At 65.0% G+C, this 14,039-nt stretch carries 14 protein-coding genes; 9 read left to right on the forward strand and 5 right to left on the reverse strand.

The window, feature by feature from the left end; genetic code table 11:
* Positions 1-31 precede the first annotated feature (31 nt).
* Entirely contained in the window at positions 32-721 is a 690-nt protein-coding gene (locus A9K71_RS02735; protein WP_066989983.1) for a TetR/AcrR family transcriptional regulator, read from the reverse strand.
* 118 nt (positions 722-839) lie between these two features.
* Here A9K71_RS02735 and A9K71_RS02740 point away from each other — a divergent pair, with 118 nt between their 5' ends.
* The 3 genes from A9K71_RS02740 to A9K71_RS02750 are packed head-to-tail and all read left to right on the forward strand — an operon-like array spanning position 840 to position 3,339.
* Complete coding sequence (locus A9K71_RS02740) at positions 840-2,036, forward strand: Tm-1-like ATP-binding domain-containing protein (RefSeq protein WP_066989986.1); 1,197 nt, start codon at positions 840-842, stop codon at positions 2,034-2,036.
* Positions 2,037-2,048: 12 nt separating this feature from the next.
* The gene (locus A9K71_RS02745; RefSeq protein ID WP_066989989.1) at positions 2,049-2,912 is read left to right on the forward strand and encodes a phosphoenolpyruvate hydrolase family protein; all 864 of its coding nucleotides are present in this window, start codon (positions 2,049-2,051) and stop codon (positions 2,910-2,912) included.
* A 4-nt stretch (positions 2,913-2,916) separates the two neighbouring features.
* Complete coding sequence (locus tag A9K71_RS02750) at positions 2,917-3,339, forward strand: cupin domain-containing protein (protein WP_066989992.1); 423 nt, start codon at positions 2,917-2,919, stop codon at positions 3,337-3,339.
* Positions 3,340-3,479: 140 nt separating this feature from the next.
* Here the strand turns inward: A9K71_RS02750 and A9K71_RS02755 are convergent, their stop codons facing one another.
* Both A9K71_RS02755 and A9K71_RS02760 read right to left on the reverse strand, forming a co-directional pair.
* Entirely contained in the window at positions 3,480-3,887 is a 408-nt protein-coding gene (locus tag A9K71_RS02755; protein WP_066989995.1) for a nuclear transport factor 2 family protein, read from the reverse strand.
* A 182-nt stretch (positions 3,888-4,069) separates the two neighbouring features.
* On the reverse strand, positions 4,070-5,260 hold the full coding sequence (locus A9K71_RS02760) for a Xaa-Pro peptidase family protein (RefSeq protein WP_066989998.1): 1,191 nt from the start codon (positions 5,258-5,260) through the stop codon (positions 4,070-4,072).
* A 342-nt stretch (positions 5,261-5,602) separates the two neighbouring features.
* Between A9K71_RS02760 and A9K71_RS02765 the strand changes: the two genes are divergently transcribed.
* The 6 genes from A9K71_RS02765 to A9K71_RS02790 all read left to right on the forward strand — a co-directional run bounded on the left by A9K71_RS02765 (position 5,603) and on the right by A9K71_RS02790 (position 11,243).
* Entirely contained in the window at positions 5,603-7,213 is a 1,611-nt protein-coding gene (locus A9K71_RS02765; protein WP_066990000.1) for an ABC transporter substrate-binding protein, read from the forward strand.
* A gap of 116 nt (positions 7,214-7,329) precedes the next feature.
* Complete coding sequence (locus A9K71_RS02770; RefSeq protein ID WP_066990003.1) at positions 7,330-8,316, forward strand: ABC transporter permease; 987 nt, start codon at positions 7,330-7,332, stop codon at positions 8,314-8,316.
* Complete coding sequence (locus tag A9K71_RS02775) at positions 8,313-9,143, forward strand: ABC transporter permease (RefSeq protein WP_066990006.1); 831 nt, start codon at positions 8,313-8,315, stop codon at positions 9,141-9,143. Before A9K71_RS02770 ends, A9K71_RS02775 begins: the two co-directional genes overlap by 4 nt.
* Positions 9,140-9,964 carry an ABC transporter ATP-binding protein gene (locus tag A9K71_RS02780; protein WP_066990009.1) on the forward strand — a complete coding sequence of 275 codons (825 nt, stop codon included), beginning with the start codon at positions 9,140-9,142 and terminating at the stop codon, positions 9,962-9,964. Before A9K71_RS02775 ends, A9K71_RS02780 begins: the two co-directional genes overlap by 4 nt.
* A complete protein-coding gene (locus tag A9K71_RS02785; protein WP_066990012.1) occupies positions 9,961-10,740 on the forward strand; it encodes an ATP-binding cassette domain-containing protein in 780 nt (259 codons plus the stop codon). Before A9K71_RS02780 ends, A9K71_RS02785 begins: the two co-directional genes overlap by 4 nt.
* Positions 10,737-11,243 (forward strand): L-2-amino-thiazoline-4-carboxylic acid hydrolase, encoded by a 507-nt coding sequence (locus A9K71_RS02790; RefSeq protein ID WP_066990016.1) that lies wholly within the window; start codon positions 10,737-10,739, stop codon positions 11,241-11,243. The genes A9K71_RS02785 and A9K71_RS02790 overlap by 4 nt, the downstream gene beginning before the upstream one ends.
* Before the next feature lie 81 nt (positions 11,244-11,324).
* On the opposite strand, the gene A9K71_RS02795 is transcribed toward A9K71_RS02790, so the two are convergent.
* Entirely contained in the window at positions 11,325-12,617 is a 1,293-nt protein-coding gene (locus A9K71_RS02795; protein WP_066990019.1) for an FAD-binding oxidoreductase, read from the reverse strand.
* Between the two features lie 2 nt (positions 12,618-12,619).
* Positions 12,620-13,993 (reverse strand): glutamine synthetase family protein, encoded by a 1,374-nt coding sequence (locus tag A9K71_RS02800; RefSeq protein ID WP_066990022.1) that lies wholly within the window; start codon positions 13,991-13,993, stop codon positions 12,620-12,622.
* Between the last annotated feature and the right edge of the window lie 46 nt (positions 13,994-14,039).

Consider the following 14,039-nt stretch of genomic DNA (forward strand, 5'->3'; position numbering starts at 1 on the left):
TGACATCCTCTCCAATCTGGTCGAACCAGATTCAGGACATGTCTATTTCAGCTGATGCCGAACCTCCAGTCGCCTTCGCTCCTGATTCCGCCACCGCCGTGCGCACCAGCGCGCCCGCCGCCCACTCGGCGACCGCCATCATGTCACGGCTGTCCAGCCCCCACATATCCTTCAGCACGATCAGCACCTCGACACCGAACATCATCGACAGCGCCTGGGCAAGACGCTTGAACTGGCGCGGCTTGAGCTGACCCTTGAGCGGAGCGATCGCGTCCTTCAGGAGGTCGATCCGATGGCCGCGCTTGAAAGCCGGTTCGGCGCCTAGCGTTCCAGCCTGCCGTCTCGCCCACTGGTCGAGCGAAAGCTTGAGCGCCGCCTTGAACGTCGCCTCGAAAGCCTCGATGCGCGGCATGGCGGAGGCGAAGAGTTCGGCAACCCGCTGTTCCGGATCTTTCGAATTCGATTTCCAGGTCAGGATCGGTCCGAGCCCCTCGTCGACGACCGCCTGCACCAGCGCGGCCTGGCTCGGAAAGTAGCGATAGGCGGTCGCGCGCGACACTTCCGCAGCCTCTGCAACCTCGCTGACCGAAGGCGTCGCGCCGGACTGCATCAGCCGCGTCGCCGTTTCCAGCATCAGCCGCCTGGTACGGGCGCGGGCCCCCTTCCCGGCTCTCAGCTGCTCGGCGTCATCGGAAGCGGCTTGTTGACGTGAGACATCCATATCAATACGATACGCGCGTCTCAAAAAATTGCAATGGCCGGACCAAGCGCCGGGCCCGAAGCGGCAGGCCGCACCGCCGAGCAGGCCGGCTAACCGAGGAGACGACGGGGAAAGGCGAATGAAGCGTATCTATGTGGTCGGCACCGCCGACACCAAGGGTGAGGAGCTTGCCTTCCTGGCCGACGCCGTCGCCGCCGGCGGCGGCTCGGTCGTCCGCGTCGATATCGGCACACGCGGCGCGACCGTCCCGGTGGATGTCGCGGCAAGCGAGGTCGCCGCGCATCATCCCGATGGAGCCGGCGCCGTGCTCGGCACTGACGACCGCGGACCCGCCGTTGCCGGCATGGGTGTCGCCTTTATCCGCTTCATCCAATCGCGCGACGACGTCGCCGGCGTGATCGGCATTGGCGGCGGCGGCGGCACATCGATTGTCACCGCCGGGATGCGCGCGCTACCGCTCGGTCTACCGAAGATCATGGTCTCGACGCTGGCCTCCGGCGATACCGCGCCTTACGTCGATGTCTCCGACATCGTCATGATGCCGTCGGTAACCGACATGGCCGGCCTCAATCGTCTGTCGCGCGTCGTGCTGCACAACGCCGCCCAGGCGATCGCCGGCATGGCGGCGAGGCCGGCCCCGTCGACTGCCGGCAAGCCGGCGCTCGGCTTGACCATGTTCGGCGTCACCACGCCCTGTGTCACGGCAATCGTCGAGCGCTTGCGCGCCGACTATGACTGCATGGTCTTCCATGCGACCGGCACAGGTGGCCGCTCGATGGAGAAGCTTGCCGATAGCGGCCTGCTCGCCGGCGTCCTTGACATCACCACAACCGAGGTCTGCGATCTGCTGTTCGACGGCGTGCTGCCGGCGACGGAGGACCGCTTCGGCGCCATTGCTCGCACGAAACTGCCCTATGTCGGCTCGGTCGGCGCGCTCGACATGGTGAACTTCTGGGCGCCGCCGACCATTCCCGACAAATATCGCGGGCGGCTGTTCTATGAGCATAATCCGAATGTCACGCTGATGCGCACTACCGCCGAGGAGAGCCGCCGGATCGGCGAATGGATCGGCGGCCGCCTCGCCCGTTGCGACGGCCCGGTGCGCTTCCTGATCCCGGAAAAAGGCGTGTCGGCGCTCGATGTCGAAGGCGGCGCCTTCTTCGATCCGCAAGCCGATGCGGCGCTGTTCGAGGCCATCGAGCACACCATCAAGCCGACCGGGAACCGTATCGTGACGCGCCTGCCGCTGCACATCAACGATCCTGCATTCGCCAAGGCCGCGGCCGAGGCTTTCCTCGACATCGCCAAGAAGTGAGATCCGACAAACATGGCCGCCATCCCGCGCAAAACCATACTGGAAAGGTTCCGCAAGATGATCGCCGATGGCGTGCCGATCGTCGGCGGCGGTGCCGGTACCGGCCTGTCCGCCAAGGCCGAGGAAGCCGGCGGCATCGATCTCATCATCATCTACAATTCCGGCCGTTACCGCATGGCCGGGCGCGGCTCGGCCGCCGGCCTGCTCGCCTATGGCAATGCCAACGAGATCGTCAAGGAAATGGCCTATGAGGTGCTGCCGGTGGTAAAGAAGACGCCGGTGCTGGCCGGCGTCAACGGCACCGACCCCTTCGTCATCATGCCGCTGTTTCTCGCCGAACTGAAGACGATGGGCTTTTCCGGCGTGCAGAATTTTCCGACCGTCGGCCTCTTCGACGGCACCATGCGGCAGAGTTTCGAGGAGACCGGCATGGGTTTTGGCCTCGAGGTCGACATGATCGCCGAGGCGCACAAGCTCGACCTGCTCACCACGCCTTACGTCTTCAACCCCGACGAGGCGCGCGCCATGACCAAAGCGGGCGCCGACGTGGTCGTAGCCCATATGGGCGTGACCACAGGCGGCTCGATCGGCGCGACCTCGGCGAAGTCGCTGGATGCCTGCGTCGAGGAGATCGACGCCATTGCCGACGCCGCGCGCTCGGTGCGCAAGGACGTCATCCTGCTTTGCCATGGCGGGCCGATCTCCATGCCCCATGACGCGCGCTACATCCTCGAGCGCGGCGAAAGACTGCACGGCTTCTACGGCGCAAGCTCGATGGAACGGCTGCCGGCCGAGGCGGCGATCGCCAGGCAGACGGCGGATTTCAAGGCAGCGGCAATCGGCAAAGCGAAAATGCCAGCAACTAGCAAGGGATGAGGCAATGGCCGACAAGAGCAAGGTGTTCGTTTATCCGAAGGAGGTCAGCGCCTTCGGCTTCGACTGGGGCAAGCTGGCGCTCACGGTCGCGCCGGAAGTGAACGGCGCGGAGCGCTTCTCCGGCGGCGTCGTCGACCTGCCGCCCGGCAAGGGGCACACCCGCCACAACCACCCAGGCGCGGAGGAGATCATCTTCGTGATTTCCGGCCATGGCGAACAGGTGGTCGAGGACGAGAAGGGCAATCCGGTGGTCGCCAAGGTCGGTCCCGGCTGCACCGTCTATGTGCCGGAAAGCCGCTTCCACTCGACGCTCAACACGGGCGATCAGCCGATGCAGCTTTTCGTCGTCTATTCGCCGGCCGGCCCCGAGCTGGCGCTGCGTGACCTGCCGGATTTCAAGCTGCTGCCGCGAGAGGCAAGCAATTGATGGCAAATCGCTTGCGGGCGTTATTCGCCCACCGGTTTGCTTGGCAATCACCTTTCGAGGTATGTACGGGGCCCGGCGAACAGGTGTGCGAAGGCATCGCGAACAGTCTCGTGCGAGTTGCCGCGAATAGCACCTCCAGGCTAAGCCCAGAATGCATCCCAGGCGTAGAGGTCGTAGAAGTGTTCCCGGCCATCGACTACCTTGCCGGCCCTGATGTCGAAGACGATGCAACAGAGCACTTCAAGCTGTTTGCCGTTGCGTTCCCCGGTATTGCGATGGACGCCGACTACACGTCCGTCCTCACTTTCCATGACATGCAGAAGATTCGCCCTGAAGGTGCCAAGGGTTTGCCCGCCATAACGGCCGAACTGGGCAAAAGTCGCCTCACGGCCTTTGTAGTCCCCGGCGATCGGATTCCTTCCCGGGCTGTGCCACGTGCATTTCTCGTCGATGATTTGCGCAAGCGTGTCCATGTCTCCGGAGTTGAAGGCGGCGTAACCCCGCCGAATGAGCTCGGAGTTCTGATTTCTTGATGCTACGTCTGCCATAACTTCCTCCTGCTACCGGCCCGACGTAATCGGTCTGGTAGGAGGCGCCGGGCCACAACTCAAGTCAGCAAGATACACCCGGGATGGCGGGCGCGCACGACGAAGCTTGTTTCCCATCAATCCAGAAGCCGCCCCGAGGTTTGAACTCGGTCATTCGGAGTGATTGGTTTCCCGAGCGCGCTCTAGGCTACCCCACCCCTGTTCCACCCACGCCCGCGATCGCCGAACATCGCATAGCCTGTGTCGGTCACCGCCACGGTATCCTCGAGCTTGATGAAGCCGCGCGTCGAGTGAAGCATGGTGGTCTCGACCGAAAGCACCATGTTCTTTTCCAGCGGCTTGGCCGCATAGGTGCCTTCATAGGTGACCGGATGGTTGGTCATCAAAAACGGCGCTTCATGCGTGATCAGCCCCATGCCGTGGGCGAAGAAATCCGTATAGGCCGCGACCTTGGAAGCCTTCAGCACGCTCTCGGCATGCGCGATCATGTCGCCGCCGAGCGTGCCGGCTTTGACCTTGGAGAACGCGGCCTGCTGCACCGACTCGATTTCGGACAGCAGATCCTCGAGCTCGGCATCCGGCTCGCCAAGAATACCCATGCGGCAGAGGTCGCCGATATAGCCGTGATAGTTGCCGCCGGAATCGATCGACAGCACCTCGCCCTGCTTCCACGCCTGGCTCGACGCAGCACGGTTGTGGCTGGCACCCAGTGTCAGCAGACAATATTCGAAATGCGCGCCGCGATTGGTCTCCTCGCGCCGTAACTGCTCGATGATGTCGGTCTTGGTCGTGCCCTCGCGCGCCCAGGCGATCGTCGCCAGCATCGAATCGGTGATCAGTTCGGAGGCGATGCGCAGCTTCTCCAGTTCGGCCTCGGTCTTGACGGCGCGCATGCGCTCCAGCATGCCGGTGGCATCGATCAGCTTTGCATCCGGCAAGGCCTTGCGGATCAGCGAGTAAGCGTCCGAGGGCAGGAAAGCAGGCTCGATGCCGATGCGGGCAGCACCCTTGCCGATCTTCTGCAGATGCTCGACGGCAAGGTTGGCAGCGTCGAGCGTGCCCCAGCAGGCTGCATGCAATGTCGGTGTCCAGAACGGATGGTTCTCGTGCTCGCCGCCTTCCATCTTGTTGCCGATATAGGCAGCATGCTCCGGCCCGCCTTTTTCATAGAGGACGATCGGCAGGTAGCGGCTATGGCCGATGGCGTCCATCGCCGCGAAAAAGATGAACTTGTAGCCGCCAAGCAGATATTGCGTGTTGTGCTTGGAGGTGGCGAAAAGCACATCGATGCCGGTCTCCTCCATCAGCCGGTCCACCCGAACCTGGTCGAACGGGATGCCGCTGGCCTCGGTTTTGCCCGGAGCGATGTTCATCTTTCCCTCCCTGATTTCCTCGGTCGCTCAAGCAGTCAAACATCCTGAAACTGCCGTTTGCGGCCAAATCTGAACCATCTTGACCGTTCTGGTCCAGCCAGCGTTGACAGCATCCGGCTGATCCCGCCCTCTCCTACTTGGCTTGAGACCGCGTACGGCTTAGTCTGGTCCTACCAGATAGTCGCGACCGCAGACCGAATATAACTGGTCCAGCGGACGAAAATTTCAGAGCCAAGCCAGCATGCGCCAAATCCGTCTCTGGCGAAACCTTTGCCAAGGGCCATAATCCCGCTGATTTTGAGGTTGCCCGCGCCGGTCGCGGGTGAAGAGGGGAGCTTGAGGATGTCCGGATTGCCGATTTCACGCCGCGGCCTGCTGGCCGGCTCGGCACTGCTTCTGGCCTCGACCGCGTTGCCGGCCATCGGCCGGGCGCAGACGCCGAAGAAGGGCGGCAGGCTGATCGTGGCCGCCGACTCCGAGCCGCGCAACCTCAATCCGGCTATTGTCGCTTCCAACGGCGTCTTCTTCATCTCCAGCAAGGTGGTCGAGACGCTGGCCGAGGCCTCCTTCGACAGCAAGGACGGGCTTCAGCCGCGCCTTGCGCTTTCCTGGGAAGGCGCGGCCGACGGCCGGTCGGTGACCTTCAAGTTGCGCGACGGCGTCAAATGGCATGACGGCAAGCCCTTCACCTCCGCCGACGTCGCCTTCTCCGCGCTGCAGGTCTGGAAGCCTCTGCAGAATCTCGGCCGCACGGTGTTCAAGGACCTTGAAGCCGTCGACACGCCCGACAAGCTGACGGCCGTGTTCAAATTCGCCAAGCCGACGCCGTTCCAGCTGATCCGCAACGCGCTGCCGGCATTGAGCAGCGTCGTGCCGAAGCACGTCTATGAGGTGGGCAAGATCGAGGACAACCCGGCCAACAACGCTCCGGTCGGCACCGGTCCGTTCAAATTCGCCGAATATAAGGCCGGCCAGTACTATCGGCTTGCGCGGAACGATGCCTATTGGGACAAGGACGAGCCCTATCTCGACGAGATCGTCTACCAGGTGCTGCCCGACCGAACCTCTGCGGCTGCGGCGCTCGAGGCGGAAGAAATCCAGCTCGCCGCCTTCTCCGCCGTGCCGCTCGCCGACCTCGACCGCATCTCAAAGGTGCCGGGCCTGAAGGTCATCACCAAGGGCTATGAGGGGCTGACCTACCAGCTCGTCGTCGAGATCAACCATCGCCGCAAGGAACTGGCGGACCTGAAAGTGCGGCAGGCGATCGCGCATGCCATCGACAAGGATTTCGTCGTCAAGACAATTTTCCTCGGCTACGCCGCGACCGCAACCGGTCCGGTGCCGAAGAACGATCCGCAATTCTACACTGCTGACGTCCCGATCTACCCCTTCGACGTCGCCAAGGCCAACGAGCTGCTCGACGAGGCCGGCTACAAACGGGCCGACGACGGCAAGCGCTTTGCACTGAAGCTGCTGCCGGCGCCCTACTTCAATGAGACCAAGCAGTTCGGCGATTACCTGCGCCAGGCGCTGGCCGTAATCGGCATCGACGCCCAAATCGTCAATAACGACTCGGCCGCCCATATGAAGGCGGTCTATACCGACCATGCCTTCGACCTCGCCGTCGGCCCGCCGGTGTTCCGAGGCGACCCGGCGATCTCGACCACCATCCTGGTGCAGAGCGGCATCCCCGACGGCGTGCCCTTCTCCAACCAGGGTGGCTACAAGAACGCCGACCTGGATGCGCTGATCGCCAAAGCGTCAGAGACGCTCGACACATCCGCCCGCACCGGGCTGTACAAGGAATTCCAGAAAATGGTGGCGGCCGACCTGCCGCTGATCAACGTCGCCGAGTGGAGCTTCATTTCCGTCGCCCGCGACACTGTCGGCAACATCGCCAACAACCCGCGCTGGGCGGTATCGAACTGGGCGGACACCTTTTTGGCGGGTTGATCCGCACTTGCGGATTGCCTGCCTGGGTGCTGAGCTTTGAGAATGAGAGTTCCGTCGCGCGCCCCTCTGTCCTGCCGGACGCGGCATCCAAGGGTTGGCCCTGATATGGCGTCGCCATGACCCGAGCCCTCACCCTCCTGCGCCGCCGTCTCGTCGGCAGCGTCTTCGTGCTGCTGATCGTCGTCATCGGCAGCTTCCTGCTGCTCGAAGCTGCCCCCGGCGACGCGGTCGACGCCTATATCGTCTCGACCGGCGGCGATGCCGGCATGATCGAATTGCTGCGCCACCGCTGGGGCCTCGACCAGTCGGAGCTGACCCGGCTCGCCAACTATCTCTGGGCGCTCTTGCACCTCGACCTTGGCCAGTCTGTCACCTTCTCGCGGCCGATCCGCGACGTCATCCTCGAACGCCTGCCGAGCACGCTCATCCTGATGGGCAGCGCCACCGCGCTCTCCTTCGGCCTCGGCTCGGCGCTCGGCATCTATGCCGGTGCGCGTCCCGGCAGCTTTCGCGACCGCTTCCTGTCGATCGGCTCGCTGGCGCTCTACGCCGTGCCGGGCTTTTGGCTCGGCCTTGTGCTGATCGTCGTCTTCGCCGTCGACCTGCGCTGGCTGCCGATCGGCGGCTTCGAGACCGTCGCATCGGCCAAGACCGGGGTGGCGCGGGCCCGCGACATCGCCGCCCATCTTGTGCTGCCGGTCTCGGCGCTCGGCTTCATCTATCTCGCGCTCTATCTGCGCATGATGCGCGCCGGCATGGCGGAAGCCTGGCGGCAGGATTTCGTGCTTGCCGCCCGTGCCAGGGGCTTGCCGCGCCGGCGCATCGTGCTTGCGCATGTCGCCCGCAACGCGCTGCTGCCGCTGGTCACCATGCTCGGCTTGCAATCGGCGCAGATGCTGGGCGGCAGCGTTGTCATCGAAAGCGTCTTTGCCGTCCCCGGCCTCGGCCGGCTGGCGCAGGAAGCCGTCGCCGGACGCGACACGCCGCTGCTGCTCGGCATCATTTTGGTGAGTGCCGTGCTCGTTATCGTCATCAACCTCCTGGTCGATCTCGCCTACGCCTTCCTCGATCCGCGCGTCGGTGCCGGCGAGGCGGTCGCATGAAGAGGCTGCATCGCTTTTTCCAGACGCCGGAAGCGATCGCCGGCGCACTCATCCTCACCTTGCTCGTCGCGATCGCGCTGGCAGCGCCGCTGCTCTTTCCGGGCGACCCGCAAGCGATCGCCGGCCCGGCCTTGCTGCCGCCGTTGCAAAATTGGTCGCTGCCGCTCGGCACCGACCGGCTCGGCCGCGACGTGCTGGCCGAACTTTTCCACGGCGCGCGCACCTCGCTGGCGGTTGGACTAGCGGCGGCCGCAGCTGCGCTTCTGGTCGGCGCGGTGGTGGGCACGCTGGCCGGTTTCGCCGGCGGCTTGATCGACGAGGTGCTGATGCGCATCACCGACGCCTTCCAGACCGTGCCTAGTTTTTTGCTGGCGCTGGCGTTCGTCAGCATCGTCGGCCCCTCGCTTGGTGTGGTGATCGCGGCCATCGCGCTCGGCGCCTGGACCGGGCCGGCGCGGGTGGCGCGCGCGGAAGTGCTGTCGATCCGCGAGCGCGACTATGTCGCCGGCGCTCGCGTCATCGGCATGCATCCGCTCGAGATTGCCTTTCGCGAGGTGCTGCCCAATGCGCTGCCGCCGGTGCTGGCGCTTTCCTCGGTGATCGTCGCGGCCGCCATCCTCACCGAAGCAGCGCTTTCCTTCCTCGGCCTCGGTGATCCCAACCGCGTCACCTGGGGCGGCATGATCGCCGAAGGCCGCACTGTCTTGCGCACCGCGCCTTTCCTGTCGATCGTTCCCGGTATCGCGCTGGTGCTGACCGTTCTCGGCGTTTACCTCGCCGGCGAGGGCGTGGTGGAAAGCACCGCGGTACGCAGGAGCCTCTCGTGACTGCGCTGCTTTCGATCCGCGATCTGACGGTGCGGTATCGGCGCGAGGGCGTCGAGGTAACGGCGCTGAAGGGCATCAGCCTTGATGTGGAAGCCGGGGAACGCCTTGCGATCATCGGTGAGAGCGGCTCGGGCAAGAGCACGCTGGCGCTGGCGGTTGCGGGATTGTTGGCGGAAGCGGCCGAGGTTGGAGGTTCGATCGAGTGGCAGAAACCTCGATCGTCTCATTCCGTGACAGCTTCGCATTTTCAGCCCTTAGGTGGCCGCGACATCGGCTTCGTCTTCCAGGACCCCTCCGTCAGCCTCGACCCGGTGATGCCGGTCGGCAAGCAAATCGCCGAGGTCGCACGCACGCATCTCAACCTCACCTGGCGCGAGGCCTATGCCAAAGCCAAAACCCTGCTCGGACGCGTCCGCTTGCCCGACTCCGAAGCCGCCTTGCGCGCCTATCCGCACCAGCTGTCCGGCGGCCAGAAGCAGCGCGTTGCAATCGCCGCGGCCATCGCCGCCGCCCCGAAACTGCTGATTGCCGACGAGGCGACCAGCGCGCTCGACACCATCGTCCAGGCCGAGATCGTTTCCCTGATCCGCGGGCTGGTCAACGAGGACGGCCTGACGCTCGCCTTCATTAGCCACGACATCGCGCTCGCCGCCACGCTCGCCGAACGCATCGCGGTGCTGCGCCATGGCGAGTTGGTCGAATTGGGCGACACGGACCAGATCCTCAACGCGCCGCGCCATGCCTATACGCGCATGCTGCTCGATGCCCATCTCGGCCTCGACGCCAAGCCGCTTCTTGACCGGCAAGGCGCCTCGGCATGACCGTGCTCGCCGTCTCCAATCTCTCCAAGCGCTATCGCCGCGGCGGCAAACCTTTTGCGGCGGTCGACGATGTCTCGTTTGAGATCGGCCCGGCCGAAACGCTGGCCGTCGCCGGCCCGTCCGGCAGCGGCAAGTCGACGATTGCGCGGCTGGTACTGCGCCTGCTAGAGCCCGACGCTGGGCGCATCCAATTCGAGGGCGCGGACTTGCTTATCTTGTCGGGCGCCGCGTTGCGCGCCCGCCGTGCCCGCCTCCAGATGGTCTTCCAGGATCCGCTCGCCGCCTTTAACCCGCGCTCCACGGTGGCGCGTGCGCTGGACGACCCGTTGCGCATCCACGGCATCGCCTCGCGCTCGGAGCGCCCGCGCCGCATCGCAGCTCTCTTGGAGCGTGTCGGCCTCGATGCCGGCCTTGCCGCGCGCGCGATCCACGAGATTTCCGGCGGCCAGCGCCAGCGGGTAGCGATCGCCCGCGCCATCACCACCCGACCGTCGCTGATCGTCCTCGACGAGGCGGTCTCGGCGCTCGACGTTTCGGTGCGCGGACAGATCCTGGACTTGCTGCTCGACCTGCAAAGACAGGAACAGATCGCCTATCTCTTCATTTCGCATGATCTCGGCGTAATCCGCGCCCTCGCGCATCGCATCGTTCTCCTCGATGCCGGCCGGGTCGCCGAGAGCGGCGACGCCCGCACCGTCATCGCCAGCCCGCAATCGGCGGTCGGCAAGGCGCTGGTGGCGGCAACCCCGAGGCTGAATAGGATCAAAACACCATGACCGACTCCGCCGCAGCCATTGCCGAAAACCTGTCGCGCGAGCTCGACTCCGCCTTTCGCAACCGGGGCGATCTCTATCGCCTCTTCCTCGATGAGCTGACCGCCGAGCTTGGCGCCGAGAAGGCCGAAGCATTAATGATCCGCACCATCGAAAAGCGCGGCCGGGAAGTTGCAGCGGCCGCTTTCGCCGGTTTCGGCCCCAATGATGCGCTGGCGATCGGCGAGGCGTTCCTTTCCATCAGCCCGGATGGCGGGCGCATGTATCCGACCGACGTCGAGCGCGGGCCGGACCGCATCGCTTTCAAGGTGAAGCGCTGCCCGCTGAAGGATGCGTGGGTCGAGGCCGGCGTCAGCGACGAAAAGCTTGCCACGCTCTGCCGCATCGCCGGCGCCTTCGACCGCGGACTGTTCGAAGCAACCGGCGTGCGCTTCGCCAACGTGACCTGGACGCCGGGCCACGGCTCCGGCTGCTGCCACATCGCGCTGACCAACCGCGACACCTAGCGAGCCGACGATTTGACTTTCGGCCGAAGACGTGCAGTTCCGCGCCGGATTCGTCGCCGGCACCGACGGGAAAGTCGGCGCTCAATGCCTGAGGCGATCGCGCATCGCATACCACAGCATGCCGAGCACATAGAGCGGCCCGCGCAGCGCCGTGCCGCCGGGGAACGGCAGCGGCGTCAGCGTCGAGAACAGGTCGAGCCGCGAGGCATCGCCGGTGATCGCTTCCGCGAGCAGCTTGCCCGACAGCGTCGACAGGATGACTCCCTTGCCGGAATAGCCATGCGCGAAATAGACCTCGCCATAATGCCCGACATGCGGCAGGCGCGACGTCGTCACAGACACGAGCCCGCCCCAGGCATGGTCGATCCGGCACCCCCTAAGCTGCGGAAAGGTCTTTTCCATATGCGGCCGCACGAAGCCGGCAATGTCGGCCGGCGGCGAAGGCGTATAGCGCTCGCCGCCGCCGAACAGCAGGCGGCCATCCGCGGACATGCGGTAGTAATTGACCACGAAAAGCGTGTCCGAAACCGCAGCGTTGGACGGGATGACGTTGCGCGCGCCCAACGGCTCGGTAGCGACGATGTAATTGCCGATCGGCATGATGCGGCTGTTGACGCGCGGCTCGAGCCCGTTGAGCAGCGCATCGCCGGCCAGCACCACATGCCTGGCACGGACCGAACCCTTGTCGGTGAACACCCGGATAGCGGGCTCGCGCTCCAGCCGGACGGCGACCGAGTTCTCGTGGATGGTGACGCCAGCGGCAGAAGCGGCCCCGGCGAGCCCCAGCGTGTAGTTCAGCGGATGCATGTGTCCGCCGAGCGTCTCGAAGGATGCACCGAGATAAGGCGTATCGACCATGCGCCGCGCCTCCGCCGCCGACAGGATCTCGACATGCGGGAAGTCCATCACCTTGGCGAGGCACTCGGCCTCCTCCTCGAATTCGCGCATGTCGGAGCCGTTGACCGCGCCGACCAGATGGCCGGTCAGCCGCAAGTCGCACTCGATGCCGTGGCGCTCGATAATGTCGAGCACCAAGCCTCGCGCCTCGAAGGCGAGGTCGAACAGCGCCTTCGCCCGCTCCGGCCCGAACGCCCTGACCAGCTCCTTGGCGCCCTTGCGCAGACCGGGGATTATCTGGCCGCCATTGCGCCCAGAGGCACCCCAGCCGATCTTGCCGCCTTCGAGCAGCACCACTTTAAGGCCGCGTTCGGCCGCATGGAGCGCCGCCGAAAGCCCGGTGCAGCCGCCACCGACGACCACCAGGTCGGCTTCTGCATCGCCGGTAAGCGCCGGATGGTCCGGCGCCGCATTGGCAGTCGCCACATAATAGGATTTGCCGATATCAAGACCGGAATTGAAACCCGTCGAAGCCATGGTCACACCTTGAGCAGCAGATGGTCGCGTTCCCACGACGTCACCACGGTCTGGAACAGGTCGAGCTCTACGCTTTTCACGCGCAGATAGGTTTGGAAGAAATCCTCCCCGAGCAGCACCCGCACCGGCTCGCAGGCGGCGAAACGGTCGAGCGCTTCCTCCATGGTCTTGGGCAGCGTGCTCTGGCTGCGATAGGCGTTGCCGAAGGCCTCCGGCGAGCGGGCCAGCTTCTCCTCGACGCCGAGATATCCGGCGATGAGCGAGCCGGCCATGGCGAGGTAGGGATTGGCGTCGGCGCCGGGCAGCCGATTCTCCACCCGCCGCGCGGCGCGCCCGCCCATTGGCACCCGCAAGCCGCAGGAGCGGTTATCATGCGACCATTCAATATTGGCCGGCGCGCTGTGGCCCGGCCGGATGCGGCGATACGAGTTCACGTTCGGTGCAAACAGCGGCATGATTTCAGGCACGTATTTCTGCAGGCCCCCGATGAAGTGCGCGAACATTTCTGTGTCCTCGCCGTCTTTGCCGGCAAACAGGGGCTCGCCGCGCTCGTCGACGATGGACATGTGAAGATGCATCGAGCTGCCGGCCTGCGTCGCGATCGGCTTCGCCATGAAGGTGGCGTGCATACCGCTCGCCTGCGCCGCCTGCCTGGCCATGCGCTTGAACAACAGCACCTTGTCGGCCAGCGCCAGCGGGTCGCCATGGAGGAAGTTGATCTCGAGCTGCGCCGTGCCGGATTCGTGGATCAGCGTGTCGAGGGGCAGGCCGGCGGCCGCGGCGTGGTCATAAAGGTGACGCGTCACCGCTTCGAACTCCTCCAGCGCCTGCATGTCGTAGGGATGCTGCACGCTTTCGGGCCGTCCGTTGCGCCCGACTGGCGCGGTCAGCGGCCGATCCGGGTCGGGATTTGGTGCCGTGAGGTAGAATTCGAGCTCCGGCGCCATCACGGCGTGCCAGCCGCGCCGGCGGTAAAGATCGAGCACGGCCCTCAGCACATGGCGCGGCGAAGCCATCCACGGCCGTCCGTCCATGTGAAACGTATCGGCAAAGACATAGGCCTTGCCGGCCCTGCCGCCGGGCGCAACGCTGAGCGTCGACAGGTCGGGCACCATGCGCATGTCGGGGTCCTGATACGCGAACCCTTCATCGATGGAGCCGGAATAGCGGCCGTCGATCGCGACCAGGAAAGCGCTGCTCGGCAGGTAGAGCGCACGGTCCTCGAGCGACTTCAGGAACTTGGCCGCCGGCAAGGCCTTGCCGCGCAGCACACCGTTGACATCGGGCACGAGGCACTCGACCTCGCTTATTCCATGCGTGGTCAGCCAGCTTTGCGGATCGGCACTGGGAAATGAGGAATTCAGTTTGTCAGGCATCGGTCATGTCCGTACGAAGGAGAAGTCGCTTCGGCGGGCATGTCCG

This window comes from Mesorhizobium sp. WSM3873, assembly GCF_001672445.1.
Taxonomy (GTDB): Bacteria; Pseudomonadota; Alphaproteobacteria; order Rhizobiales; family Rhizobiaceae; genus Mesorhizobium.

Bases quoted from the DNA above. Each gene is read 5' to 3' on its own strand.
- A9K71_RS02785 (WP_066990012.1), top strand. From the start codon at position 9,961: ATGACCGTGCTCGCCGTCTCCAATCTCTCCAAGCGCTATCGCCGCGGC.
- A9K71_RS02735 (WP_066989983.1), bottom strand. From the start codon at position 721: ATGGATGTCTCACGTCAACAAGCCGCTTCCGATGACGCCGAGCAGCTG.
- A9K71_RS02740 (WP_066989986.1), top strand. From the start codon at position 840: ATGAAGCGTATCTATGTGGTCGGCACCGCCGACACCAAGGGTGAGGAG.
- A9K71_RS02770 (WP_066990003.1), top strand. From the start codon at position 7,330: ATGACCCGAGCCCTCACCCTCCTGCGCCGCCGTCTCGTCGGCAGCGTC.
- A9K71_RS02800 (WP_066990022.1), bottom strand. From the start codon at position 13,993: ATGCCTGACAAACTGAATTCCTCATTTCCCAGTGCCGATCCGCAAAGC.
- A9K71_RS02790 (WP_066990016.1), top strand. From the start codon at position 10,737: ATGACCGACTCCGCCGCAGCCATTGCCGAAAACCTGTCGCGCGAGCTC.
- A9K71_RS02750 (WP_066989992.1), top strand. From the start codon at position 2,917: ATGGCCGACAAGAGCAAGGTGTTCGTTTATCCGAAGGAGGTCAGCGCC.
- A9K71_RS02795 (WP_066990019.1), bottom strand. From the start codon at position 12,617: ATGGCTTCGACGGGTTTCAATTCCGGTCTTGATATCGGCAAATCCTAT.
- A9K71_RS02765 (WP_066990000.1), top strand. From the start codon at position 5,603: ATGTCCGGATTGCCGATTTCACGCCGCGGCCTGCTGGCCGGCTCGGCA.
- A9K71_RS02760 (WP_066989998.1), bottom strand. From the start codon at position 5,260: ATGAACATCGCTCCGGGCAAAACCGAGGCCAGCGGCATCCCGTTCGAC.
- A9K71_RS02775 (WP_066990006.1), top strand. From the start codon at position 8,313: ATGAAGAGGCTGCATCGCTTTTTCCAGACGCCGGAAGCGATCGCCGGC.
- A9K71_RS02755 (WP_066989995.1), bottom strand. From the start codon at position 3,887: ATGGCAGACGTAGCATCAAGAAATCAGAACTCCGAGCTCATTCGGCGG.
- A9K71_RS02745 (WP_066989989.1), top strand. From the start codon at position 2,049: ATGGCCGCCATCCCGCGCAAAACCATACTGGAAAGGTTCCGCAAGATG.